This is a genomic window from Streptomyces sp. NPDC058086, from assembly GCF_042885015.1.
In the GTDB taxonomy this organism is placed as follows: domain Bacteria; phylum Actinomycetota; class Actinomycetes; order Streptomycetales; family Streptomycetaceae; genus Streptomyces.
The window spans coordinates 1-23,745 of the sequence record NZ_JBHVST010000025.1; the positions used below are offsets into that span (position 1 = coordinate 1).

Genomic DNA, 23,745 nt, shown 5'->3' on the forward strand with positions numbered 1-23,745 from the left:
GGATGATGGGGGTCCCCCCTGCTCGAGCGAAGCCGAGAGCTTGGGGGAGGGTAGGGGTGGCGGGGGCGAGGGAGTGGTCAGGGGGTCGGGGTCAGGTGTACCGGGAGTTCGTGCAGGTCGTTCTGGGTTACCACCGGCTTGTTGCGGAGTTCTGAGGAGGGGATCGCCAGGTCCAGGGACGGGAAGCGGGCGTACAGGGCCGGGAGGGCGACCGCCGCCTCCAGGCGGGAGAGGGCGGCGCCGGGGCAGACGTGCGGGCCGTGGCCGAAGGAGATGTGACGGTTCTTCGTGGTGCGGGCGATGTCGAAGTCGCCCGCGCTCGGACCGTGGGCGTTCTCGTCGCGGCCGATCGCGCCGTACGAGACGATCAGGGCGTCGCCCGCGGGGATCACCTTGTCCCCGACGGGTACGTCCTCCGTCGCGAAGCGGATCAGGACGTGCGAGGTCGGAGTCGAGTGGCGGAGGGTTTCCTCCACGACCGCCGACCAGTCCGCCTCGCCGGAGAGGACGAGGGCGCGCTGCTCGGGGTGGGCGGAGAGGTTGACCACCGCGTTGACGATCAGGGAGATCGTCGTCTCGTGGCCCGCCGCGACCATCAGCTGGAGGGTGGAGACGATCTCCTCGTCGGTGAGATGGTCGCCGTCCTCGGAGGCCAGGATCAGTGCCGAGGTCAGATCGTCACCGGGCTCCGCCCGCTTCGCGGCGACCGTCGCCGCCATGATCCCGGCCAACTCCGTCAGCGTGGCGATGACCTCCGCGGGCGGGGTCTGCGTCGAGAAGAACTTCTCGAAGAGTTCCTTGAGGCGGGGGAGCCGGGACTCCTCGATACCCATGAGGTCGGCGACGACGTACATGGGGAGGGGGTAGGCGAAGTCGGCCTTCAGGTCGACGACCCCGTCCGGGCCCGGCGCCAGGGAGTCCAGCAGACCCTCCGTCAGTTTCGTGATGCGCTCCCGCATCTGCTCCACCCGGCGCGGCGTGAGCGCCTGCGCGACCAGCGTGCGCATCCGGCGGTGGTCCGCGCCGTCCACCGTGAGCATGGAGCGGCCGGGGTTGGCGAGCCCGATCAGCGGCCAGTCGGGGGCTATCTCGCCGCGCTGCCAGGCACCCCAGACGTTGATGTCCTTGACCAGCCGGGGGTCGGTGAGCAGGGCGCGTGCCTCGGCGTGGTGGGTGACGGCCCAGACCGGGACGCCGCCGGGCAGTTCGACGGCGGCGAGCGGTCCCGCCTCCCTGAGCCGAGCGCTCTCGCCGTCCAGGTCGGACACGAACGGGTCCAGGACGATACGACTGGTCATGCGGGGGTGCCTCCCAGGGCCGGGGTCGGGGTGAAGCGCACGGGCAGTTCGGTCAGGCCCCGCAGCCACGGTGAGGGGCGCCGGGTCAGGGTGTCTGCCGGGACCGCCAGGTCGATGTCCGGCAGGCGGTCCAGTACGACCTCGATCCCCGTCCGCGCGATGACCTCCGCGACCTCCTGCGCCGGGAACGGGCAGCGGTGCTCCCCGTGGCCGAAGGAGAAGTGGGCGTTGTTGCCGCCGGTGAGGGCGGAGCCGTCGGTGCGGACCTGCGGGTCGGAGTTGGCGCCCTGGAGGCCGAGGAGGAGGAGATCGCCCGCGCGGACGCGGTGGCCGCCGAGCTGAGTGTCGCGGGAGGCCCAGCGGCCGGCCACGTTCTGGGTGGGGGTGTCCTCCCAGAGGACCTCGTTCATGGCCTCGGCGACGCTGTTGCGGCCGCCGAAGAGGGAGGCGGCGAAGCGTTCGTCGGTCAGCATCAGGCGCAGCGAGTTGCCGATCCAGTCCGCGGTCGGCTGGTGGCCGGCGGCCATCATGACCATCAGGTCCTGGATGATCTCCTCGTCCGTGAAGCCGGCCGTGTTCGCGAGCATGCGGGACACGACGTCGTTCGCGGGCGCGGCCTTCCGGTCGGCGATCAACCGGGCCATGGAACCGGCCAGGTGCTGCTGTCCGGCCAGCGCGTCCTCACGGCCGTTGACCATGTCGTTGAGGGCGGTGACGAGGCCGGGGCCCTGTTCCTCGGCGAAGCCGTAGAGCGTGGCGAGGACGCGGACGGGCAGCAGGGCGGCGTAGTCCCCGATGAGGTCCGTCTCGCCCTTGGCGCACGCCGCGTCGATGAGTTCGTCGGCGAACTTCTCGGCCTGGGAACGCAGTTCGAAGGGGTCGACGGCTTCGAGGGCGTCGCTGATCATCGCGGCGCGCTCGCGGTGGCGTTCGCCGACGGTGTAGAGGATCGAGGGCTGCTTGCGGCCGATCATCGGCAGCAGTGGCCAGTCGTCGGGGATGCGGTCCCACTGGTTCCACAGCTCGGAGTCGCGGCTGAACAGCACGGGGTCGCCGGTGACCTGGTGCAGTTCGCGGTAGCCGAGCACCAGCCACGCCGGGATGTCGCTGTCCAGGACGACGGGAGTCACGGAACCGTGGTCGCGCCGCATCTCCCGGTACAGCTCGGCGGGTTCGGTCTGGAACCGGGGCCCGCTGAGGGGCACGGGGGCGGGGGTCACAGGGCCAACTCCGGTGATTTGAGGGCGCTTTCGGCGGCGTACAAAGTCTTCAGATGCTCCACCAGCGTGATCAGCACCCGTTTGCTGGACTCCCGCGAACGCGCGTCGCAGTCGAGCAGCGGGACCTGCGGATCGAGGTCGAGGGCCTCGCGGATCTGGGCGGGGGTGTGCGCGGAGCCGCCGAAGTCGTTGCAGGCCACGATGAACGGCGTCCCGTGGTGCTCCAGCCGGTCGATCGCGTACCAGGAGTCGTCGATGCGCCGGGTGTCGACGAGGACGACGGCGCCGAGGGTGCCCGAGAACAGCCGGTCCCACAGGAACCAGAAACGCTCCTGGCCCGGCGCGCCGAACAGGTACAGCACATTGCGGGCGTCCAGCGTGATGCGCCCGAAGTCGAAGGCGACCGTGGTCGCGGACTTGCCGCGCACCTCACTGATGTCGTCGATCGCCGCGCCGGCCTGCGTCATCGTCTCCTCGGTGTTGAGGGGACGTATCTCGCTCACGGAGCGGACCAGGGTGGTCTTGCCGACGCCGAAGCCGCCCACGATGACGATCTTCAGACCGTTGTCGGCCTGTGCCCCCAGGGGCGCAGGGGCGTCGGCCCCCAGGGACGTACGGGCATCAGAGGTTGCGGAGTCCAACGAGCACCTGCTCCAGGATGTCGGGATCGGGAAGAGCGGCCTTCTGGGGGTGGCGGGCGCTGACGCGGCCCGCGGCGAGCAGGTCGGAGAGCAGGATGCGGGTGATGGACACCGGCAGCTTCAGCACGGCGGCGATCTCCACGACCGCCGTCGGCCGCTCGCACAACCGCAGGATCGCCGCGTGCTCCGACTGCATTCCCACCACCGGATCGCACTCGGCGACCACGAGTGTCACCAGGTCGAACGGGGTGTCGGGCGCGGACCGGCTGCGCCCTCCGGTGAGGGTGTAGAGCCGGTCGGGCGAGTCGTCCCTGCCCGGACGGCTCATGACGTCCGGGGCTGCGCGCTCAGGTGTTCGCCGAGTTGTTCCACGAGCTCGCTCATGTTGTGCCCGACCAGACCGGCGTCCGCGTCCTCGGCGGTGACCACGGCGAGGTGGGCGCCGTCGCCCGCCTCCACGATGAACAGGACCCCGCCGTAGAACTCGGTCATGGCCGAGCGCACGCCCCCGGTGCCGTCGCCGAACTCCACGGACGCCCCGTGGGACAGCGACTGGATGCCGGCGGCGATCGCGGCGAGCTGGTCGGCGCGGTCGACGGTGAGCTCCGGCGTGCGGCACAGCTTCAGGCCGTCCCGGGAGAGCACGAGCGCGTGCCGGGCGCCCGGGGTGCGCTCGAGGAGGCCCTCGATGAGCCAGGAGAGCTTCTCGTCGGCGGTGGTGGTGCCGGTCATGAAGTGGTGTCGCCTTCCGGATGCGAGGGGGTGTGCGAGGGGGCGTGCGAGGGATGCGCGGGGGCGGACTCCCGTAGGGCTTCTTCGCCGCGTACGGCGTTCGCGGATTCGTCCTGCGTGAATTCGTCCCGTACGGCGTCTTCGGCGGAGTACGCGGTGGCGCGTACGGCGTCGTCCTCGGGCACCGTTCCCTGGACCGCCGCCTGGTCGGGCGCGGTGCCCCGGACGGCCTGGCGGAAGCTGCTGAAGCGGGCGGCGGTGGCCTTGGAGTCGGTCGTACGGGGCTCCGGGTCGGCCTGGTTCGTGAGGTGGGCGCGGCTGCGCTCGGCGTGCGCGAGGGTCCGGCCGCGGCGGCGCTTGGGGAGGCCGCCGGTCGCGGGAGTGCCGGTCGCGGGGATGCCGTTCGGCGGGGTGTCGGTGGCGGTGGCGTGCCGGGGCGACTCGTGGGTGGGGACCGGGTCCGGGTCGAGGTCCTCGGGGGCGCGGGCGGCGGCGTACGACGCCTGGGGGTGCGGCTCGGCGAGCGGGCTGTCCTCGGCGGGCGGGGTCGCCGTGGCGGGTTTGACCTGGGGTTCCGTCGCCGCCGGGGCGGCCGGGGCCGGCACTGAGGGCAGGCTCAGGATGTCCTGGGGGATGAGCACCAGGACGCCCGTGCCGCCGCGCGCGGAGGGCCGGAAGGACACCTTCAGGCCGTGCTTGCGGGCGAGCCGGCCGACCACCGCGAGGCCGAGCCGGGTGCCGGTGAGGCCGCCGAGGTCGGCGGCGTTCTCGGCGTCCGCGGACACGGCGCGTTCGGCGCGGCGCAGCTGGACGTCGCCCATGACGAGGCCGCTGTCCTCGACGGAGACGATGACACCGGCCGGGACCTCCTCGACGTAGACGTGGACCTCGGCGGTCGGCGGCGAGAAGTTCGCGGCGTTGTCGAGGAGTTCGGCGAGCGCGTGCATCACGCCCTCGGCTGCGTGCCCGGCGACGGCGGCGTCGCTCGCGGAGTGGACGCGCACCCGCTGGTAGCCGCCGATACGGCCCATGGCGCCGCGCAGGATCGACTCCATGACGATGGGGCGCGCCCAGCGGCGGCCGGAGCGGGCGCCCGCGAGGACGGCGACGGAGTCGGCGAGGCGGCCCGCCTGCGCGGTGCGGTGGTCGAGGTGGAGGAGGTCGGCGAGGACCTCCTCGTCGGAGTGCTTCTCCTCCATGGCGCGCAGGTCGGCGAGCATGCCGGTGGACAGGGCCTGCATCCGCCCGGCCGCGTTGGCGGTGGCCGAGATCGCGGCCGCCCGGTCACTGTTGGCACGCCGCATTCGCTCGGTCAGCCGGGCGTTCTTCTCGGAGAGTTCGGCGAACCGCCGCTGCCCCTCGGCGATCTCGGTGGCGAGGCGGTGCCGCTCCTCCTCGAACCCCTGTGTGAGCAGGGTGCGGTCGCGGGCGCCGGCGTCGGCCAGGCGCGCGCGGTCGCGGGCGGACTCCTCCGCGAGCCGGGACCGCTCCTGGTTGAACTCCTCGGCCATGCGGGCCCGTTCCTGCAGGAGCCGTCCGGCGTCCTGGGCCACGGCGTCGAGGCGGCGGCGCGCGAGCTTCGCGGTCCCCAGGGCGCGCGCGGCGACCGCGACGGCGACACACAGGAGCACGGCGGCGGCGCCCGCGCCCCAGGCGAGGGGGACGCGTGCCGAGTCGGGTGCCAGGGAGACGGCGACGACGACCGCGACCGCTGCCGCGACGGCGGTGAGCAGGGGCGCGGGAGCTGTCGCGCGGAGGGTGGGTCGTTCGCCGGAGGGGATGGGCGCGGTCATGAATCGTGTCCTCGGTCGTGTCCTGGGCGAAGTTCCTGGGGCGAGGTTCCTGGGGGGAGGTTCCTGGGCGAGAGCCGACACCGGTTGCTCAATTTGCCGTCACTATATGAGAGTTCGTGATCGCATTGGGAAGGTTCTGGATCCGAGCTCATAATCCGCCGGTGATCGTTCTGTGATCTCGATGGCGATCGGTCGGTGCTCGCTCAGTGATCGCTCAGTGATCGGCCGACGATCGGCCGGTGATCGATGCGTCACGGTTACGGACCGTTGTCGGTGCGCGGGGCCATCCTGGAGACATGACGGATCTTGGCGCGAAGGACGGCACGAACGGCGCGGCGGACCCGCCCGACGTGGACGGGCTGCGGGCCGCCCTCGCGGCGGAGATGCGCGGCGAGGTCGCCTTCGACGTGACCGCGCGGGCGCTGACCACCATGGACGCGTCCAACTACCGCAGGGTCCCGCTCGGCGTGGTCCGCCCGCGCGACGCCGACGACGTGGCGGCCGCCCTGTCCGTGTGCCGGGCCCACGGGGTGCCGGTCGTGCCGCGCGGCGGCGGCACGTCGATCGCGGGACAGGCGACCGGCACCGGAGTCGTCGTCGACCTCACCCGCCACATGAACCGGATCGTCACGCTCGACCCCGAGGCGCGCACGGCCGTCGTCCAGCCCGGTGTCGTCCTCGACCGTCTCCAGGAGGCCGCGGCCCCGCACGGCCTGCGCTTCGGACCCGACCCCTCCACCCACAGCCGCTGCACCCTCGGCGGCATGATCGGGAACAACTCGTGCGGCTCGCACTCGGTGGCCTGGGGCACGACGGCGGACAGCGTGCGTGAACTGTCGGTGGTCAAGGGGAACGGCTCCGTCGTACGGCTGGGACAGAACTGGCAGGGCGCCCCGGACGGCCTCCGGGCGCTGGTCGAGGGTGAGTTGGCCCGCCTGCGCACGGGCTTCCCGGAGCTGCCCCGCCGTATCTCCGGCTACGCGCTCGACGCGCTGCTCCCCGAGAAGGGCGCCGACGTCGCCCGCTCCTTCTGCGGCTCCGAGGGCACGCTCGGGGTGCTCACGGAGGCGGTCGTACGGCTGGTCGAGGCACCGCGCGCGCGGGCGCTGGCCGTGCTGGCGTACGCGGACGAGAGCGCGGCGGCCCAGGCGGCGGCCGGGTTGCTGCCGCTGGGGCCGCTCACCGTGGAGGGGATGGCCGCGGACCTCGTACCGCCGGACGCGGGGCTGCCGCGGGGCGGCGCGTGGCTGTTCGTGGAGACGGGGGGCGCGGACCCGGCGGAGGCACGCGCGCGTGCGGACGCGATCGTCCGGGCCGCCGACGTCCTGGACTCCCTCGTGGTCACCGACCCGGCCGGGCAGCGCGTCCTGTGGCGGCTGCGCGAGGACGCGAGCGGCACGGCGACCCGGATGCCGGACGGGAGCGAGGCCTGGCCGGGCTGGGAGGACTGCGCGGTGCCGCCGGCCCGGCTCGGCGCGTATCTGCGCGACTTCCGGCACCTGCTGAGCGCCTACGACCTGCGCGGCACCCCGTACGGGCACTTCGGCGACGGCTGCATCCACGTCCGCATCGACTTCGACCTGCTGACCAGTGCGGGCATCGGCCGCTTCCGCCGCTTCTCCGAGGAACTGGCCGAACTGGTGGTCTCCCACGGGGGCTCCCTCTCGGGCGAGCACGGGGACGGGCAGGCACGGGCCGAACTGCTGCCCAGGATGTACGGCACGGAGCTGGTCGGCCTCTTCGAGCGGGCCAAGGACCTCTGGGACCCGGACGACCTGCTCAACCCCGGCATGCTGGTGCGCCCGCACCGGCTGGACGAGAACCTGCGGTTCGCGGTGCTGCCGCGCGAGCCGGTGGACGTGGCGTTCGGATATCCGGCGGACGGCGGGGACTTCTCGGCGGCGGTGCGCAGATGCGTGGGCGTCGCCAAGTGCCGTACGACGGCCGCCGACGCGGGCGTCATGTGCCCGTCGTTCCGGGCGACGGGCGAGGAGGAGCACTCCACGCGGGGACGGGCCCGGCTGCTGCACGAGATGCTCGCGGGCGAGGTGGTCACCGACGGCTGGCGCTCGACCGAGGTCCGGGACGCGCTCGACCTGTGCCTGTCCTGCAAGGGCTGCCGGTCCGACTGCCCGGTGGGCGTCGACATGGCCACGTACAAGGCGGAGTTCCTGCACCACCACTACGAAGGCAGGAGGCGCCCCGCAGCGCACTACACGATGGGCCGGCTGCCGGTGTGGCTGCGCCTGGCCGACCGCACGAGAACGGCGCCGCTGCTCAACTGCCTCGCGTCCGTGGGGCCGTTCGCGGCGCTCGCCAAACGGCTCGGCGGGATCGCACCCGAGCGGGAGATCCCGCGCCTGGCGCCGGAGACGTTCAGCCGGTGGTGGAGGCGGCGGTTCAAGGAGCGGGTGCGGCGGATGATGCGGGAGGGGGTGTACGGCCCCGAGGCGGAGCTCGACAGGGCCCCGAGGGAGGTGGCGTTCCTCTGGCCGGACACCTTCACCGAGCACCTGTCGCCCTCCGTGGGGAAGGCGGCCGTACGGGTGCTGGAGGCGGCCGGGGTGGACGTGATGCTCCCGCCGACCGTGGCGATGCGCAAACGGACGCCGCGGGCCGGGGAGAGCGTGTCGCTCTCACACCTCCCCTGGTCGGTGGGCGCCCGGGGCCACGTCTGCTGCGGACTGACGTACGTCTCCACGGGCCAACTCGACCGAGCCCGCGCGGTGATGCGCCGCACGCTCGACCTGATGGGCGTGTTCCTGGACCCGGACGTCCACCCGCGGCCACCCGCCGTCGTCGTCCTGGAACCGAGCTGCGCCGCCGCCCTGCGCACGGACCTCCCGGAGCTCCTCCACGACGACCCGCGCGCGGCGCGCCTCGCCTCGGCGGTGCTGACGTTCGCCGAGGCCCTGGAGCGCCTGGCCCCGGACTGGTCACCCCCGAATATCGACCGTCCGGTGACCGGCCAGACCCACTGCCACCAGCACGCCGTCCTCGGCGACGCCGCCGACCGCCGGCTGCGCGAGGCGGCGGGCCTCACCGGCTCCCTCGCGGGCGGCTGCTGCGGACTCGCGGGCAACTTCGGCTTCGAGAAGGGCCATTACGAGGTGTCGAAGACCTGCGCGGAGGAACAGCTGCTCCCGGCCGTGCGGGCCGCCACGCCCGACACCCTGCTTCTCGCGGACGGTTTCTCCTGCCGCACACAGCTGGAACAGCTGGCGGGGCGCAAGGGGCGCCATCTGGCGGAGGCGCTGGCCGAGGCGCTGGACCAAGGGGTGGACCAAGGGGTGGACCTGGAGGGCGGCCAAGGGGCGGACTGACGGCATGGATAAGCAATACCCAGGTTTTTTAGGCAACTCTCAGGTTTCATAAGGGGATTCACAGTCGTCATGTGCTGCATTTTGCTGTGCCTTGGGGTGCGGGGCGTGTAGGTTCCTTCATGTCGGGCAGCAGGGAAAACCGAGGTGACGACCAGGAATTCCCGCCCGTTTCCGTAGAGAATTCTCGCACCATCGCACTATTGCGCTCGCTATTGCGTAGCCAGAAACCTCAAGGAGTTGGCATGAGCTTCAAGAAGCTTGCCCCCCTGCCCCCCAAGCCCAAGTCGAAGCAGCTCCCGCCCCCGCCGGCGCCGAAGCCGCGCAAGAAGGCGCACAAGCCGCTCCCCAAGCCGTTCCCCAACGACGAACGCTGATCGGGCGGTAGCAGAGAGGCCGACGGTGCGCCGTCGGCCTCTCTCTCTTTTGGTGGGGCTGCCATAAACGATTCCGGCGGCGAACGGAAATTCCACGGCACGGCCTGCAATTTAAACGAGGAGGGCCATGACCCGGCAAAGGCAGAATCAGGAGTACGAGGAATACGCGGACGCGGACGACGAGTACGAGGACGAGGACGAACTCGACCACGACACGCCGACCATCCCCGCCCGTACCGCCTTCCGGCGCTTCTGGCCGCTGACCAAGGGGCTGCGGAGCTGGCTGCTGGCCATCTGGCTGTGCACGGTGCTCGCCGCACTCGCCGAAACCGCCGCGATCCTCCTCTTCAGCGATCTGACCGACCACGCCCTGCAACAGGGCTCACTGGCCGCGTTCTGGGCCCCGGCCGCCGAATGGCTGGCCGTCGCCGTGCTCGGCGCCGCCGTCGCCTACGCGGGAAACTCCCTCGCCACCTGGGTCACCGAGCGCTTCGTGATGCGGCTGCGCGAGCACGTCTTCGACCACGTACAGCAGTTGCCGCCGCACTTCTTCCAACGCCACCGCCAGGGCGACCTGTTGTCCCGGCTGACCAGCGACGTCGAGTCGATCGAGACGATGGTCGTGTCCGGGCTCGTGGGCGCGGCGTCGGCGGCGTTCAGCGCGCTGTTCTACGCGGCGGCCGCCTTCTGGCTGCGCTGGGACCTGGCCGCGGCGACCTTCGTGCTCGCACCCCTGTTCTGGCTGGCCGCCCGCCGCTTCTCCGGCTCCATCAAGTCCGTCTCGCGCGACGGCCGGGTCGCCGACGGCGCGATCACCTCCGTCGTCGAGGAGTCCCTCGGCAACATCGTCCTCACCCAGGCGTACGACCGCCGCGACGCCGAGCGGCGGCGGCTGAACCAGGAGGCGAACGCCTGGTTCAGGGCCTCCGTGCGCTCCGGGCGCCTCAACGAGCTGTACGAGCAGCTCGTCCAGGTCATCGAGACGATCTGCGTGCTCGCGGTCATCGGCCTCGGCGTGTGGGAGATCTCCGGCGGCCGGATGACCCTCGGCCAACTGCTCGCCTTCGCCGCGTTCCTCGGCTACCTCTACCCGCCCGTGCGTGGCCTGGCCCAGCTCGGTCTCACCATCGCCGCCGCCACCGCCGGTGCCGAACGGCTGATCGAGATTCTCGATGTGCGGCCCGCGGTCGCCGACCCGACGAGCTCGGCGGAGAGCCGGCTCGGCCGCCCCGACGGCGCCGTGGAGGTCCGCGACGCCACCTTCCGCTACCCCGGTGCGGAGAGCGACGCCCTGCGTGGTCTGTCCTTCACGGTCAGCCCCGGCGAGCTGGTGATCGTCACCGGCCCGAGCGGCGCGGGCAAGTCCACCGTGTCCAAGCTCCTCCTGCGCTTCTACGACCCGGACGCCGGCTCCGTCCTTCTCGACGGCGTCCCGGTGGGCGACTTCCCGCTGGCCCGGCTGCGCGAGTACGTCACGCTGCTGCCGCAGGAGACCCTCGTCCTGCACGACACCGTCCGCGCCAACATCGGCTGCGGGCGCCCCGGCGCGAGCGACGAGGCGCTCGTGGAGGCCGCGCGCGCCGCCGACGCGCACGACTTCATCATGAAGCTGCCGGACGGGTACGACACCAAGATCGACCCCAACTCGGCCCGCCTCTCCGGCGGCCAGCTCCAACGGCTCGCCATCGCCCGCGCCATCCTGCGCGACGCCCCGGTCCTCGTCCTCGACGAGCCGACGACCGGCCTGGACGCGATGGCCGCGCGCCGCGTGATCAAGCCGCTGCGGCGTCTGATGCAGGGCCGCACGACGATCATGATCACCCACGACCTCAACCTCGCGCCCGACGCCGACCGCATCCTCGTCATCGACCGCGGCCGTGTGGTCGAAACCGGCCGCCACGACGAACTCCTGGCCCGCGGCGGCGCGTACGCCCGTCTGCACGGATCGCAGAACAACGCGCTGATGGACACCGGTGAGCTGCGGCTGCCGCTGTTCACGGAGGCGGAGGTTCCGGTGAGCGGCGCGGTGCCGGCGGGGATGCCGACCGGCATGCCGACGGGGGTGCCCGTGGGGGCGCAGACCGGGGTGCCTGTGGGGGCGCCGACCGGGGTGCCTGCGGGGGTGCCGGTGGATTACGCGGGGGGCTTCGTGGCGGAAGCGGCTCCGCAGTACGCGTACTACGCGGCCGCCGGGCAGTACGGGGCCGAGGGAGCTTGGTACCCCAGCGCGTTTCCCGACCCCCTCCCTGACCCCCTCCCTGACCCCCTCCCTGACCCTCTCCCCGATCCCGATCCACTGCGGGACCCCCTTGACGGCTATCTGCCCGACGGCCGGCCCCTCTTCCGCGACGAGACACCCTGGACAGGCGCATAAAGGGTTCACGTGCCTGACTTGGTCCATTACTGTGGACCGAGAAGTGCACCTTGATGCACGACGCTTGAGTCGAGCCCCTGGAAGGCCCCGTGAACACCCCCAGCGCCGCACCGTCCTCCCCGGCGGGTCCGTCCTCCCCGGCCTCGGCCGCCCCGGCGATGGCGCACGCGCCCACCCCGGGTGGGGGCGCCCCGAGTCGGAGGGGTGCCCTCGGCCCCGTGGGGCTGGTCCTGGCCGGAGGCGTCTCGGTGCAGTTCGGCGGCGCGCTGGCGGTCGCCCTCATGCCGCGTGCGGGCGCGCTCGGGGTCGTCACCCTGCGCCTCCTGGTGGCCGCGATCGTGCTGATGGCCGTCTGCCGGCCCAAGGTGCGCGGGCACTCGCGGGCGGACTGGGGCACGGTCGTGATCTTCGGTCTCACGATGGCCGCGATGAACGGCCTCTTCTACCAGTCGGTCGCCCGTATCCCGCTGGGCCCCGCCGTCACCCTCGAGGTCTGCGGCCCGCTCGTCCTCTCGGTCATCACCTCCCGCCGTGCCCTGAACCTCCTCTGGGCGGGCCTCGCCCTCGGCGGCGTCTTCCTGCTCGGCGGCGGAGGCTTCGGCTCCCTCGACCCGGTCGGCGTCGCCTTCGCCCTGTCCGCGGGCGCGATGTGGGCGGCGTACATCGTCTTCAGCGCGCGTACGGGCCGACGCTTCCCCCAGGCGGACGGGCTCGCGCTCGCCATGGTGGTCGCGGCGGTGGCGTTCCTGCCGCTGGGGATCGCCGAGTCCGGGACCCGGCTGATCAACCCGACGACCGTGGCCCTGGGCGGCGCGGTCGCCGTGATGTCCTCCGTGCTGCCGTACACCCTCGAACTGCTCGCGTTGCGCCGCCTGCCCGCCGCCACCTTCGCCATCCTGATGAGCCTGGAGCCCGCCGTCGCCGCGACCGCCGGCTTCCTCGTCCTGGACCAGGCCCTCTCCACCACCGAGGCCCTCGCGATCGCCCTGGTCATCGCCGCGAGCATGGGGGCGGTACGGACACAGGTGGGGCGGGGCAGGGCGAAGAACGTCGGGTCGGCCGGTTCCGTCCGTTCAGCCGACTCGGCCCGGTCGGTCGACTCGGTCGAGGGGGCGTAGCAGCCGGAGGATCATCTCCACCGTCCGCTCGACGGGGCGAGCGCGTGCCGTGGCGCCGAACAGCAGGGTGCGGGTCAGGACTGCGCCCAGCAGCATGTCGAACACGTCGTCAGGGTCCACGGTGGGGTCGACGGTCCCAGGTGGCGCGGCGCGCAGGATGTCCAGGAAGTGCGGTCGCGCCGACATCCGCACGTACACCTCCGGCGGGCCGGTCCGCTCCGACGTCTGGTGGTGCGCGAGCAGGCCGGCGGCGGCCGCGCGGGCCGCGGGAGTGCTGAAGGCCGCCAAGTAGGCGCGGACGAACCGGCCCAGATCGCGGCGGAGATCCCCCGTCGGCCGCACGCTCAGCGGGCTGAGCCCGGGGAACGTGGCCTCCTCGATCAGCTCGATCCGGGACGGCCAGCGGCGGTAGATCGCGGAGGCGTGCACGCCCGAGTGTTCGGCGACCGCCTGGATCGTCGTCGCGTCGAAGCCGCGCTGGACGAGCAGTTCGCGCGCTGCCGCGAGGGCCCGTTCGCTGATGCTCGTGTCCCGGGGGCGACCGGGGCGACGGCGCGGCTCTGTCATGGCGGACATCGTAATGACCGGCCGTTCACGGCAGGCCATTTATAGGAGGACCTCTTCTGTAAATGTCGTGTCGTCGCTACAGTCCGAGTGGGGATCCGGGTAGGGATCCGCGTGGGGAAGGGCTGTGACGGATGACCGAGACCGAAGAGCTGCGCGCCGCCGTCGAGTTACTGGCGGCCAAGGTCCACGCCCTGGAGGACCAGGTCGAGATCATGCAGCTCGTCGCCCAGTACGGACCCGCCGTCGACAGCGGATCCGGCGAGGCCGCGGCGGACCTCTGGGCCGAGGACGGCGTCTTCGACGCGGTCCCGCACCTGCGGATGGAGGGCCGGGAGGGCGTCCTCGGGATGGTCCACGGCGCCGGTCACCAGAGCGTGATCCACAACGGCTGCGGCCACGTCCTGACCGTGCCGCACATCGTCGTCGACGGCGACCGGGCCACCGGCCGCAGCCACGCGCTGCACCTCCGTTGGGACGCCGACGTCGGCCGCTTCTGGGTGTTCCAGGTCTCCGCGAACACCTGGCGCTGGGTGCGCACCCCGCAGGGCTGGCGCATCGCCGAGCGGATCAACGCCAACCTCGACGGAACCGAGGGACCTCGCGCGATGCTCACGCCGCCCGCGGACCGGGCCCACCAGGAGGCGGAGTGAGGATCGGACTGATCGGGCCGGGCCGGATGGGCCGCCCGATGGCCGACCGCCTGGCCGCCGCGGGACACGAGGTCACGGTCCTGGTGCGCCGCCCGCAGGCCCGTACCGCCGCCGAGGCCGAGGGGCTGACCTGCGCCGCGACGATGGCGGCGACGGTCCGCGACGCCGACGCGGTCTTCGTCGTCGTACTGCGCGACGAACAGGTGCGGTCGGTGTGTCTGGGCCCGGACGGCGCGATCGCGGCCATGAGGCCGGGGGCGACCCTCGTCCAGCACACCACCTCCGCCCCCGCGACCGCCGAACTGCTCGCCGAGGCGGGCGCGGACCGCGGGATCGGGGTGCTCGACGCCGCGCTGTCGGGCGGCCCGCACGACATCGCCGCCGGCCGGCTCACCCTGTGGGTGGGCGGGGACGAGACCCTGCTCGAACAGACCCGCCCGCTCCTCGCCACGTACGCCGCGCCGATCATGTTCGTGGGTGCGGCCGGCAACGGCCAGCGGGTCAAACTCGTCAACAACGCGCTGTTCGTGGCGCAGGTGGGTCTCGCCGTCGACGCCGTACGCCTCGCGGGCTCCCTGGGCATCGAGGAACAGGCGATCCTGGCCGCCCTGCAGCACGGCAGCGGCGCCGGGCGGGCCCTCGGCGTCGTCGCAGGGGGCGGGACGGTCGAGGCGGTCGCGGGCCGGCTCGGCGCGTTGATGCGCAAGGACGTCACCGTGGTGCGCGAGGTGGCGCGGGGCGCCGGGGCGGACCTCGGGATCCTCGGGACGGTGCTGTCGTCGGACGCCGTCGAGAAGAAGGTGCTCAGCGCCGGTGACCGTTTGGCAATCGAGCAGGCCGAGTAGATGAGGTGTGCGCAGTGGCTGAAACCCTGACCAGTACGTACGGCCCCTGGGGCGTCGTCGCCGGTGGATCCGACGGCGTCGGCGCCGCGTTCGCCCACGCGATGGCCGCCCGCGGCATGAACGTGGTCCTGGTGGCGAGGCGCGTACCCGTACTGGAGGCGTCCGCCGCCGAGATCCGGGCGAAGTACGACGTCGAGACCCGCACGGTCGCGCTCGACCTCAGCGCCCCGGACGCCTTGTCGGAACTGACGCGGGCCACCTCCGACCTGGAGGTCGGCCTGTTCGTCTACAACGCGGGCGGCGACGACCGCAGCGTCGCCTTCCTCGACAAGGACCTCGGCACCCACCTGGATCTGGTCCACCGCAACTGTGTCGGCCCGCTCGAAGCGGCGTACCGCTTCGGCGGTCCGATGGTGGCGCGCGGGCGCGGGGCCGTGGTGCTGGTGACGTCGGGCGCGGCCTGGGCGGGCGGTGCGACGCTCGCCGCCTACGGCGCCACGAAGGCGTTCGACCTCATCCTCGCGGAGAGCCTGTGGGCGGAGTGGCGCACCCGCGGGGTCGACGTACTGGGGCTCGTCCTCGGCAAGACCGACACCCCGTCCATGCGCCGGGCGTTCGACGCCGAGGGCAAGGCGTACGGGGAGCTCGCCGACCCCGATGACGTCGCGGCGGAGGCCCTCGACCACCTCGCCGACGGCCCCACCTGGATCTACGGCAGCGACACCCCGACCGGCGGTTCCCCGTTCGGTGCGCTCAGCCGACGCGACGCGGTCCTCGCGATGAGCCGGGGCGCGTCCGCGCACGGCGACGACGCCTGACGTCTGCCCCACTCCGCCGAATCGAACACGTGGGGCCGCGGGGCTTGTCGGTGCCCTCGCCTAGTGTGCGTGCCGCACGTGCAGGCGGGGATCCGAGCGGGGGAGTGGGGCTGCGGCATGAGTGATCGCACCGGGTTGGGGGCGGCGGACCGTGATGAGTTCGCGGCGCTGGTCATCAGGACCGACTTCGGCGACGACGGGGCGTGGACGGCGTTGAAGAGCGCGCTGTCCCTGCCCTGGGGGCCCGGAGACTTCGAGCCACGCGTCCATGTCGTCGACGACCCCTCCTGGGCGGGGCTCACGACAGCCGACGTCCTCGCCGCGGTCTCCGCCGACGACGAACTGGCCGTCGTCTTCCTCGCGGACGGCGTCGCCCTGCGCACCGGCCAGGGAGCTCTGCTGGCGGTGTCCACCCTGACCAGGGAGGAATGCGAGAGCGACGAGGAGTTCGAGGCCGAAGGCGGCGAGTTCCGCACGGCCCCGGCCGGGATCCACGAGATTCACGCCAACCTGATGATCGCCAATCTCGACTTCGCCGATTTCGCCGACGCGGCCGAGGCGGCGCCCGACGGCGTCTTCCGCTCCCTGTAGTCCGCGCGGGGCGCCTTCCTGAAGCCCGCGCGGGGCGCCTCCCTGTAGTCGGCGCACCACATCAATTAATGCAAGCATGCTTGCTTGTTTCTGTGCCCGCTGCCATGCTCCAGAGCGCACCGCGAAAGACTCCGCACGCCCGCCGCGCATCGCCGCGCGCCGCCGCACACCGTCGTGCCCCGAGGGGAGCTCCATCGTGTCCGACCCGTCGTCAGTGATCGACGATCTGCACCGGGAGAGCGAAGAACTCGACCTGCTGGTAGGGGACTTGGCGGAGGGCCGCTGGGCACTCGCCACTCCCGCCGCCGGCTGGACCGTCGCTCACCAGATCGCCCACCTGGCCTGGACGGACCGTTCCGCCCTGCTCGCCGTGACGGACGCTGAGGCCTTCGCCAAGGAGGTCGAGAAGGCGATCGCCTCGCCCGGCGGCTTCGTGGACGAGGGCGCGGAGGAAGGGGCGCTACTGCCGCCCGCGACACTGCTCGCCGACTGGCGGTCGGGGCGAAAGGCACTGGAGGAGGCCCTTCGGGCGGCCCCCACCGGCACCCGATTCCCCTGGTACGGCCCGCCCATGTCGGTCGCCTCCATGGCCACCGGCCGCCTGATGGAGACCTGGGCCCACGGCCAGGACGTGGCGGACGCGCTGGGTGTGGCGCGCACTCCCACCGACCGCCTTCGCCACGTGGCCCGCATCGGCGTACGGGCCCGGGACTTCGCCTTCCACGTACGGGGGCTCACGCCGCCCGCCGGGGAGTTTCGCGTCGAACTGCGCGGCCCCCAAGGCGAGTTGTGGACGTACGGGCCCGAAGAGGCCCCTCAGCGAGTCACCGGCCCCGCTCTGGACTTCTGTCTCCTGGTCACCCAACGGGCCCACCGCGACGACCTCGCCCTACGGGCGGACGGACCCGACGCCGACCGCTGGCTGGACATCGCGCAGGCCTTCGCGGGGCCACCGGGACAGGGGCGCGAGTCCAAGGGAGACGCCAAGTGACCGTCGCGCCCCTCCGAATAGGCAACGCCTCCGGCTTCTACGGCGACCGCTTCGACGCGATGCGCGAGATGCTCACCGGCGGCCCCCTGGACGTTCTCACCGGCGACTATCTCGCCGAACTGACCATGCTCATCCTCGGCCGCGACCGCCTCAAGAACCCCTCCGGCGGCTACGCCCGCACCTTCCTGGGCCAGTTGGAGGAATGCCTCGGCCTCGCGCTCGAGCGGGGCGTGCGGATCGTGGCGAACGCGGGCGGTCTCAACCCCGGCGGACTCGCCGACGCCATACGGCAGTTGTCCGACCGCCTCGGCATACCGGCGCGCGTCGCCCATGTCGAGGGCGACGACCTGACCGCCGGCCACCCCAGGAGTCTCGCCGCGCACGCCTACCTCGGCGGTGCCGGGATCGCCGCCTGTCTGCGCGAGGGCGCGGACATCGTGGTGACCGGGCGGGTCACGGACGCGGCGCTGGTCACCGGGCCCGCCGTCGCCCACTTCGGCTGGGCGCCGGACGCGTACGACCGCCTCGCCGGCGCCGTCGTCGCCGGTCACGTCCTGGAATGCGGCACCCAGGCCACCGGCGGCAACTACGCCTTCTTCACCGACCACGATCCGGCACGCCTTCGCCACCCCGGTTTCCCGCTCGCCGAACTCCACGAGGACGGCACCAGCGTCATCACCAAACACGACGGCACCGGCGGCCTCGTGGACATCGGCACGGTCACCGCGCAACTCCTGTACGAGACCTCCGGCGCCCGGTACGCGGGTCCCGACGTCACCGCCCGCCTCGACTCGGTCCGCCTCACCCAGGAGGCCCCCGACCGCGTCCGCATCTCCGGTGTACGCGGGGAGGCCCCGCCCTCCACCCTCAAGGTCGGCCTCAACCGCCTCGGCGGCTACCGCAACGAAGTCGTCTTCGTCCTCACCGGCCTCGACATCGAGGCGAAGGCCGCCCTCGTCCGGGACCAGATGGAAGCCGCGCTGGATGCCGCGAAGTCCCGCCCCTCCGAGGTCCGCTGGGACCTCGCCCGCACCGACCACCCCGACGCCCCCACGGAGGAGACCGCGAGCGCCCTCCTGCGCCTCGTCGTACGCGACCGGGACCAGGACGCGGTGGGCCGCACCCTCAGCGGCGCCGCCATCGAACTCGCGCTGGCGAGCTACCCCGGTTTCCACGTGATCGCGCCGCCGGGAAAGGGCTCCCCGTACGGGGTCTTCGAGGACGTGTACGTCCCCCAAGGCTCCGTGGAGCATGTGGCGATCCTCCATGACGGGCGCCGGGTGCCGGTCGCTCCGGCCACCGACACCCTCGTACTCGAACCCGCGTCCGAGCCCGCCCTGCCCGAACCGCTCCCTCCGGGGCCGACGAGACGCGCTCCTCTTGGTGTGGTCGCGGGTGCGCGCAGTGGGGACAAGGGCGGGAACGCGAATGTCGGGGTGTGGGTGCGATCGGATGACGCGTGGCGCTGGTTGGTTCATCAGCTGACAGCTGACAGATTTCAGAATCTGATAACTGAAAGCTGTCATCTGAAAGTTGTCCGTCACACTCTGCCGAACCTCCGCGCCCTCAACTTCGTCGTCGAAGGGATCCTCGGCGAAGGCGTCGCCTCCCAGCACCGCTTCGACCCCCAGGCCAAGGGCCTGGGCGAATGGCTCCGCTCCCGCCACCTCGACATCCCGGAGGCCCTGCTGTGACGGTCCTGGCGTCCGCCCTGGACACCGCCGCCCCCGACTACACCGCCCACCGCGAGACCATGCTCGCCAAGCTCGCCGAGCTGGACGCCGAGCACGCCAAGGCGCTCGCGGGCGGCGGCGAGAAGTACGTGGCCCGGCACCGCAAGCGCGGCAAACTGCTCGCCCGTGAACGCATCGAGCTGCTGCTCGACCCCGACACACCGTTCCTGGAGCTGTCGCCGCTCGCGGCCTGGGGGAGCGAGTACGCGGTCGGCGCGTCGCTGGTGACCGGGATCGGGGTCGTCGAGGGCGTGGAGTGCCTGATCACCGCGAACGACCCGACCGTACGGGGCGGCGCCAGCAACCCATGGAGTCTGAAGAAGGCCCTGCGGGCCAACGACATCGCCCTCGCCAACCGGCTGCCCTGCATCAGCCTGGTGGAGTCGGGCGGCGCCGATCTGCCGTCGCAGAAGGAGATCTTCATCCCCGGGGGAGCGATTTTCCGCGACCTCACCAGGTTGTCGGCGGCAGGGATCCCGACCGTCGCCGTCGTCTTCGGGAACTCCACCGCCGGAGGCGCGTACATCCCCGGCATGTCCGACCACGTGATCATGGTCAAGGAGCGGGCGAAGGTCTTCCTGGGCGGGCCGCCGCTGGTGAAGATGGCGACCGGCGAGGAGAGCGACGACGAGTCCCTGGGCGGTGCCGAGATGCACGCGCGCGTGTCGGGTCTCGCGGACTACTTCGCCGTCGACGAACAGGACGCCCTCCGTCAGGCCAGGCGCGTGGTCGCCCGGCTCAACCACCGCAAGGCGTTCGGCGATCCCGGTCCGGCCGCGCCCCCCAAGTACGACGAGGACGAGCTCCTGGGGATCGTCCCCGGCGACCTCCGACACCCCTTCGACCCGCGCGAGGTCATCGCCCGCGTGGTCGACGGCTCCGACTTCGACGAGTTCAAGCCCCTCTACGGGACGAGTCTCACGACCGGCTGGGCAACCCTCCACGGCTATCCCGTCGGCATCCTGGCCAACGCCCAGGGAGTGCTGTTCAGCGCCGAGTCCCAGAAGGCCGCCCAGTTCATCCAGCTCGCCAACCAGCGCGACATCCCCCTCCTCTTCCTGCACAACACCACCGGCTACATGGTCGGCAAGGAGTACGAGCAGGGCGGCATCATCAAGCACGGCGCGATGATGATCAACGCCGTCTCCAATTCGAAGGTCCCCCACCTGTCCGTCCTCATGGGGGCCTCCTACGGAGCCGGCCACTACGGCATGTGCGGGCGCGCCTACGACCCGCGCTTCCTGTTCGCCTGGCCCAGCGCCAAGTCCGCCGTCATGGGCCCCCAGCAGCTCGCGGGCGTCCTCTCGATCGTCGCCCGGCAGTCGGCCGCGGCCAAGGGACAGCCCTACGACGAGGACGCCGACGCGGCCCTGCGCGCCATGGTGGAGCAGCAGATCGAGTCGGAGTCCCTGCCGATGTTCCTGTCCGGGCGGCTGTACGACGACGGGGTCATCGACCCCCGCGACACCCGCACCGTCCTCGGCCTGTGCCTGTCCGCGATCCACACGGCCCCTTACGAGGGTGCGCGCGGTGGCTTCGGCGTCTTCCGGATGTGAGGTCTCCCCAGTGACCAGCCCAACGACCAGCCCAGCGATCGGCCGAGTGATCGGCTCCGTCCTCGTGGCCAACCGGGGCGAGATCGCCTGCCGGGTCTTCCGCACCTGCCGTGAGGCCGGGATCCGAACGGTCGCCGTGTACTCGGACGCCGACGAGAACGCCCTCCACACGCGTGTGGCCGACGAGGCGGTACGGCTGCCGGGGGCGGCGCCCTCGGACACGTATCTGCGCGGCGACCTGATCGTGAAGGCGGCCCTGAACGCCGGCGCGGACGCCGTGCACCCCGGGTACGGCTTCCTCTCCGAGAACGCCGACTTCGCGCGGTCCGTCCTCGACGCGGGCCTCGTCTGGATCGGGCCGCCGCCCGAGGCCATCGAGGCGATGGCCTCGAAGACGCGCGCCAAGAAGCTGATGGGGCTCGAACCGCTGGAGACGGTCACCGCCGCCGATCTCCCGGTGCTCGTCAAGGCGGCCGCGGGCGGCGGCGGGCGCGGCATGCGCGTCGTACGCGAACTCGACGCCCTCGACGCCGAACTGACCGCCGCCCGCGCCGAGGCCCTCAGCGCCTTCGGCGACGGTGAGGTCTTCGTCGAGCCCTACGTAGAGGGCGGTCGGCATGTGGAAGTGCAGATCCTCGCCGACGCGCACGGCACGGTCTGGGCGCTCGGCACCCGCGACTGCTCCCTTCAGCGCCGCCACCAGAAGGTCGTCGAGGAGGCCCCGGCCCCCGGTCTCGGAGACCTGACGGAAACCCTCTACGACCTGTCCGTGCGGGCCGCCCGAGCCGTCGACTACGTGGGCGCGGGAACGGTCGAGTTCCTGGTCGCCGACGGCACGGCCCACTTCCTGGAGATGAACACCCGACTCCAGGTCGAACACCCGGTGACGGAGGCGGTCTTCGGCATCGATCTCGTCGCGCTCCAGATCCAGGTGGCGCAGGGCGCGGCGCTCGCGAACGACCCGCCACGCGCGCGTGGGCACGCGATCGAGGCCCGCCTGTACGCCGAGGACCCGGCACGGGCCTGGGCCCCGCAGACCGGCACCCTGCACCGCCTCGCCGTCCCGGAAGGCGTCCGCCTGGACACCGGTTACACCGACGGTGACCCGATCGGCGTCCACTACGACCCGATGCTGGCGAAGGTGATCGCGTACGCGCCCACGCGCGCGGAGGCCCTGCGCAAGCTGTCGGGTGCCCTGGAGCGGGCCGACGTCCACGGCCCGGCGACCAACAGGGATCTGCTCGTACGCTCCTTGCGGCACCCGGAGTTCGCCGAGGCCCGCATGGACACCGGGTTCTACGAGCGTCACCTCGCCGCCCTCACGACTCCGGCCCCGGACCCGTACGCGCCCCTGGCGGCGGCCCTGGCGGACGCGCGGGGCCACTCCCGCTCCCGGTTCGGCGGCTGGCGCAATCTCCCCTCGCAGCCCCAGGTCAAGCGCTACGACCTGGCCGGCACCGAGCACGAGGTGCGCTACCGGCACACCCGTGAGGGCCTCACGGCCGACGGGGTGCGCGTGGCGCACGCCGACGCCCGTCTCGTCGTACTCGAAGTGGACGGCGTACGACGGAAGTTCGAGGTGACGCGGTACGGCGACCAGGTGTTCGTGAACGCCACCGCCCTCACCGCCCTGCCCCGCTTCCCCGACCCCACCGCCCAGCAGGCCCCCGGCTCCCTTCTGGCCCCCATGCCCGGAACCGTCGTTCGCGTCGCCGAGGGACTGGCCACGGGAGCCGCCGTACGGGCCGGAGAGCCCCTCCTGTGGCTGGAGGCGATGAAGATGGAACACAAGATCTCCGCGCCGACGGCAGGCACGCTCACGGCCCTCCACGCCACCCCCGGTCAACAGGTCGAGGTCGGGACCTTGCTGGCAGTGGTGGAGACAACACCGGTGAGTACAGCGCCCCATTAGGGGCGCGGGGAACTGCGCGACCAGCCACAAACAACCCGCAGCGAAATGACGGCCCCAGGAGCCCCCATGAGCCCCGCCACAGAAACCGAAGAACACAAGGCCCTCCGATCCGCCGTGGCCGCCCTAGGCAAACGCCACGGCCGCGACTACGACATCAACACCCTCTGGTCCGAGGCCGCCAAGCTCGGCTACCTCGGCGTCAACCTGCCGGAGGCATACGGTGGCGGGGGCGGCGGCATAGCCGAACTCTCCATCGTCCTGGAAGAACTCGGCGCCGCGGGCTGCCCCCTCCTCATGATGGTCGTGTCGCCGGCGATCTGCGGCACGGTGATCGCCCGCTTCGGCACGGACGTTCAGAAGCAGGAGTGGCTTCCGGCCCTGGCCGACGGCACCCGCACCATGGCCTTCGGCATCACCGAACCCGACGCGGGTTCCAACTCGCACCGCATCACCACCACCGCCCGCCGAGACGGCGCCGACTGGCTCCTCAGCGGCCGCAAGGTGTTCATCTCCGGCGTCGACATCGCGGACGCCACCCTCATCGTGGGGCGCACGGAGGACGCGCGGACGGGCCGCCTCAAGCCCTGCCTGTTCATCGTCCCGCGCGACGCCGACGGCTTCGGGCGGCGCCGGATCGACATGGAACTCCAGAGCGCGGAGAAGCAGTTCGAGCTGACCCTCGACGACGTGCGGCTGCCCGCCGACGCGCTCGTCGGAGACGAGGACGCGGGCCTGCTGCAGCTCTTCGCGGGACTCAACCCCGAGCGCGTGATGACGGCCGCTTTCGCGATCGGCATGGGCCGCTACGCGCTCTCCAGGGCTGTCGAGTACGCCCGCGAGCGCACCGTCTGGAAGGCACCCATCGGCGCCCATCAGGCCATCGCCCACCCCCTCGCACAGGCCCACATCGACCTCGAACTCGCCCGCCTGATGATGCAGAAGGCGGCGTACCTGTACGACTCCGGGGACGACGTCGCCGCAGGTGAGGCCGCCAACATGGCCAAGTACGCGGCGGGCGAGGCCTGTGTGAGGGCCGTCGACCAGTCCGTGCACACCCTCGGCGGCAACGGCCTCACCCGAGAATTCGGCCTCGCCTCGTTGATAACGGCCTCGCGCGTGGCTCGTATTGCTCCGGTGAGCCGGGAGATGATTCTCAACTACGTCTCCCACCAGACCCTGGGCCTGCCCAAGTCGTACTAGCCCGCCGCT

20 protein-coding genes are annotated in these 23,745 nt (G+C 72.0%); 13 read left to right on the top strand and 7 right to left on the bottom strand.

Translation table 11 applies throughout. The features are described 5' to 3' along the window. Window positions 1–77: 77 nt before the first annotated feature. Genes ACFVWD_RS20920 through ACFVWD_RS20945 form a run of 6 tightly spaced genes read right to left on the bottom strand, consistent with a single transcriptional unit; the run spans window position 78 to window position 5,684 of the window. Complete coding sequence (locus tag ACFVWD_RS20920; RefSeq protein ID WP_168509322.1) at window positions 78–1,298, bottom strand: cytochrome P450; 1,221 nt, start codon at window positions 1,296–1,298, stop codon at window positions 78–80. Then, window positions 1,295–2,518, bottom strand: a complete 1,224-nt coding sequence (locus ACFVWD_RS20925; protein WP_389597936.1) for a cytochrome P450 — start codon at window positions 2,516–2,518, stop codon at window positions 1,295–1,297. The genes ACFVWD_RS20920 and ACFVWD_RS20925 overlap by 4 nt, the downstream gene beginning before the upstream one ends. Continuing rightward, on the bottom strand, window positions 2,515–3,159 hold the full coding sequence (locus tag ACFVWD_RS20930) for an ATP/GTP-binding protein (protein WP_389597937.1): 645 nt from the start codon (window positions 3,157–3,159) through the stop codon (window positions 2,515–2,517). Before ACFVWD_RS20930 ends, ACFVWD_RS20925 begins: the two co-directional genes overlap by 4 nt. After that, a complete protein-coding gene (locus tag ACFVWD_RS20935; RefSeq protein ID WP_389597939.1) occupies window positions 3,140–3,487 on the bottom strand; it encodes a DUF742 domain-containing protein in 348 nt (115 codons plus the stop codon). Before ACFVWD_RS20935 ends, ACFVWD_RS20930 begins: the two co-directional genes overlap by 20 nt. Then, window positions 3,484–3,891, bottom strand: coding sequence for a roadblock/LC7 domain-containing protein (locus ACFVWD_RS20940; RefSeq protein WP_054235659.1), 408 nt, complete (start codon window positions 3,889–3,891; stop codon window positions 3,484–3,486). The genes ACFVWD_RS20935 and ACFVWD_RS20940 overlap by 4 nt, the downstream gene beginning before the upstream one ends. Next, window positions 3,888–5,684 carry an ATP-binding protein gene (locus ACFVWD_RS20945; RefSeq protein ID WP_389597940.1) on the bottom strand — a complete coding sequence of 599 codons (1,797 nt, stop codon included), beginning with the start codon at window positions 5,682–5,684 and terminating at the stop codon, window positions 3,888–3,890. The genes ACFVWD_RS20940 and ACFVWD_RS20945 overlap by 4 nt, the downstream gene beginning before the upstream one ends. A 296-nt stretch (window positions 5,685–5,980) precedes the next feature. On the opposite strand from ACFVWD_RS20945, the gene ACFVWD_RS20950 reads away from it, so the two are divergent. From ACFVWD_RS20950 to ACFVWD_RS20965, 4 genes are all read left to right on the top strand, one after another. Continuing rightward, window positions 5,981–9,007: an FAD-binding and (Fe-S)-binding domain-containing protein gene (locus tag ACFVWD_RS20950; protein ID WP_389597942.1), complete on the top strand. Its 3,027-nt coding sequence runs from the start codon at window positions 5,981–5,983 to the stop codon at window positions 9,005–9,007. A gap of 242 nt (window positions 9,008–9,249) precedes the next feature. Then, window positions 9,250–9,381, top strand: a complete 132-nt coding sequence (locus ACFVWD_RS20955; protein WP_256258009.1) for a hypothetical protein — start codon at window positions 9,250–9,252, stop codon at window positions 9,379–9,381. A gap of 127 nt (window positions 9,382–9,508) precedes the next feature. Beyond that, entirely contained in the window at window positions 9,509–11,755 is a 2,247-nt protein-coding gene (locus ACFVWD_RS20960; RefSeq protein WP_389597944.1) for an ABC transporter ATP-binding protein, read from the top strand. A gap of 89 nt (window positions 11,756–11,844) precedes the next feature. Beyond that, the gene (locus ACFVWD_RS20965; RefSeq protein ID WP_389597945.1) at window positions 11,845–12,873 is read left to right on the top strand and encodes a DMT family transporter; all 1,029 of its coding nucleotides are present in this window, start codon (window positions 11,845–11,847) and stop codon (window positions 12,871–12,873) included. On the opposite strand, the gene ACFVWD_RS20970 is transcribed toward ACFVWD_RS20965, so the two are convergent. Then, a complete protein-coding gene (locus ACFVWD_RS20970) occupies window positions 12,829–13,440 on the bottom strand; it encodes a TetR/AcrR family transcriptional regulator (protein WP_389597947.1) in 612 nt (203 codons plus the stop codon). The genes ACFVWD_RS20965 and ACFVWD_RS20970 overlap by 45 nt on opposite strands. A gap of 131 nt (window positions 13,441–13,571) precedes the next feature. Here ACFVWD_RS20970 and ACFVWD_RS20975 point away from each other — a divergent pair, with 131 nt between their 5' ends. The 9 genes from ACFVWD_RS20975 to ACFVWD_RS21015 all read left to right on the top strand — a co-directional run bounded on the left by ACFVWD_RS20975 (window position 13,572) and on the right by ACFVWD_RS21015 (window position 23,736). Continuing rightward, window positions 13,572–14,090 carry a nuclear transport factor 2 family protein gene (locus ACFVWD_RS20975; RefSeq protein ID WP_389597949.1) on the top strand — a complete coding sequence of 173 codons (519 nt, stop codon included), beginning with the start codon at window positions 13,572–13,574 and terminating at the stop codon, window positions 14,088–14,090. Continuing rightward, window positions 14,087–14,935 (top strand): NAD(P)-dependent oxidoreductase, encoded by an 849-nt coding sequence (locus ACFVWD_RS20980; protein WP_389597951.1) that lies wholly within the window; start codon window positions 14,087–14,089, stop codon window positions 14,933–14,935. Before ACFVWD_RS20975 ends, ACFVWD_RS20980 begins: the two co-directional genes overlap by 4 nt. A gap of 14 nt (window positions 14,936–14,949) precedes the next feature. Then, the gene (locus ACFVWD_RS20985) at window positions 14,950–15,753 is read left to right on the top strand and encodes an SDR family NAD(P)-dependent oxidoreductase (RefSeq protein WP_389597953.1); all 804 of its coding nucleotides are present in this window, start codon (window positions 14,950–14,952) and stop codon (window positions 15,751–15,753) included. Window positions 15,754–15,870: 117 nt separating this feature from the next. Continuing rightward, window positions 15,871–16,344 carry a DUF6924 domain-containing protein gene (locus tag ACFVWD_RS20990; protein ID WP_389597954.1) on the top strand — a complete coding sequence of 158 codons (474 nt, stop codon included), beginning with the start codon at window positions 15,871–15,873 and terminating at the stop codon, window positions 16,342–16,344. A gap of 196 nt (window positions 16,345–16,540) precedes the next feature. Next, window positions 16,541–17,335: a TIGR03084 family metal-binding protein gene (locus ACFVWD_RS20995; RefSeq protein WP_389597956.1), complete on the top strand. Its 795-nt coding sequence runs from the start codon at window positions 16,541–16,543 to the stop codon at window positions 17,333–17,335. Continuing rightward, window positions 17,332–19,029, top strand: coding sequence for an acyclic terpene utilization AtuA family protein (locus tag ACFVWD_RS21000; RefSeq protein WP_389597958.1), 1,698 nt, complete (start codon window positions 17,332–17,334; stop codon window positions 19,027–19,029). Before ACFVWD_RS20995 ends, ACFVWD_RS21000 begins: the two co-directional genes overlap by 4 nt. Then, window positions 19,026–20,624 (top strand): acyl-CoA carboxylase subunit beta, encoded by a 1,599-nt coding sequence (locus ACFVWD_RS21005; RefSeq protein ID WP_101404405.1) that lies wholly within the window; start codon window positions 19,026–19,028, stop codon window positions 20,622–20,624. Before ACFVWD_RS21000 ends, ACFVWD_RS21005 begins: the two co-directional genes overlap by 4 nt. A gap of 46 nt (window positions 20,625–20,670) precedes the next feature. Then, complete coding sequence (locus ACFVWD_RS21010) at window positions 20,671–22,536, top strand: acetyl/propionyl/methylcrotonyl-CoA carboxylase subunit alpha (protein ID WP_389598069.1); 1,866 nt, start codon at window positions 20,671–20,673, stop codon at window positions 22,534–22,536. Between the two features lie 66 nt (window positions 22,537–22,602). Next, on the top strand, window positions 22,603–23,736 hold the full coding sequence (locus tag ACFVWD_RS21015; protein WP_389597959.1) for an acyl-CoA dehydrogenase family protein: 1,134 nt from the start codon (window positions 22,603–22,605) through the stop codon (window positions 23,734–23,736). The last annotated feature ends 9 nt before the right edge of the window (window positions 23,737–23,745 follow it).

Bases quoted from the DNA above. Each gene is read 5' to 3' on its own strand.
- ACFVWD_RS20990 (WP_389597954.1), top strand. From the start codon at position 15,871: ATGAGTGATCGCACCGGGTTGGGGGCGGCGGACCGTGATGAGTTCGCG.
- ACFVWD_RS20935 (WP_389597939.1), bottom strand. From the start codon at position 3,487: ATGAGCCGTCCGGGCAGGGACGACTCGCCCGACCGGCTCTACACCCTC.
- ACFVWD_RS20970 (WP_389597947.1), bottom strand. From the start codon at position 13,440: ATGACAGAGCCGCGCCGTCGCCCCGGTCGCCCCCGGGACACGAGCATC.
- ACFVWD_RS20975 (WP_389597949.1), top strand. From the start codon at position 13,572: ATGACCGAGACCGAAGAGCTGCGCGCCGCCGTCGAGTTACTGGCGGCC.
- ACFVWD_RS20950 (WP_389597942.1), top strand. From the start codon at position 5,981: ATGACGGATCTTGGCGCGAAGGACGGCACGAACGGCGCGGCGGACCCG.
- ACFVWD_RS20955 (WP_256258009.1), top strand. From the start codon at position 9,250: ATGAGCTTCAAGAAGCTTGCCCCCCTGCCCCCCAAGCCCAAGTCGAAG.
- ACFVWD_RS21015 (WP_389597959.1), top strand. From the start codon at position 22,603: ATGAGCCCCGCCACAGAAACCGAAGAACACAAGGCCCTCCGATCCGCC.
- ACFVWD_RS20960 (WP_389597944.1), top strand. From the start codon at position 9,509: ATGACCCGGCAAAGGCAGAATCAGGAGTACGAGGAATACGCGGACGCG.
- ACFVWD_RS20940 (WP_054235659.1), bottom strand. From the start codon at position 3,891: ATGACCGGCACCACCACCGCCGACGAGAAGCTCTCCTGGCTCATCGAG.
- ACFVWD_RS20920 (WP_168509322.1), bottom strand. From the start codon at position 1,298: ATGACCAGTCGTATCGTCCTGGACCCGTTCGTGTCCGACCTGGACGGC.
- ACFVWD_RS20945 (WP_389597940.1), bottom strand. From the start codon at position 5,684: ATGACCGCGCCCATCCCCTCCGGCGAACGACCCACCCTCCGCGCGACA.